The following is a 641-nucleotide window of genomic DNA, read 5'->3' as shown; positions in this document are numbered from 1 at the left end:
CGAACCCACCGCCACCCCCGATGACCTGGCATACGTCATCTACACCTCCGGCTCCACCGGCAACCCCAAAGGCGTCCAGATCGAACACCGGCAGCTCTGGCACATCGCCCACGCATGGGACCACCGGTTCGGGCTCACCGATCGGCCGCTGCGCTTCGTCTCGATCTCCAGCCTCTCGGTCGACCTCTCCTTCGCCGACCTGCTGCGCTCGGCGTTCTTCGGCGGCACGCTGATCATCGCGGATGCCGACACCATCACCGACCCGCCGGAGCTGCTGCGACTGATGGAACGCACCGGCGCGACGGGCTTCGAGGTGGTCCCGTCCCTGTTGCGGGTGCTCGTGCAGGAATGCCAGAGCCAGGGCGTGCCCTTCCCGCCGCTGGCGCTGCTGTCGGTGGGCTCCGAGGGCTGGCGGGTCGAGGACTGCCGCGAGCTTCTCGGCATCCTGCAGCCGGTCACCACCGTGGTGAACGCCTACGGGGGCACCGAGGCGACAGTCGACTCCACCGTCTTCGAGCCGACGCTCGAAACCATCGAGGGCCGCTCGATCGTCCCTATCGGGCGGCCGTTGGGTAACACGGTGGTCTATGTGGTGGACGAGGGTCTGAATCCGGTGCCGGTGGGTGTGGCCGGTGAGTTGT

Annotated in this window: 1 protein-coding gene; it reads left to right on the top strand. The window is 67.9% G+C overall.

Features of this window, described 5'->3' with window-relative positions:
• Positions 1-641 (top strand): AMP-binding protein (locus AC2CHG_RS31705; protein WP_484526239.1); only part of this gene is annotated, 641 nt, incomplete at both ends.

Source organism: Micromonospora sp. ATLC20 (genome assembly GCF_057196585.1).
This window is presented reverse-complemented; position numbering and strand designations above follow the sequence as displayed.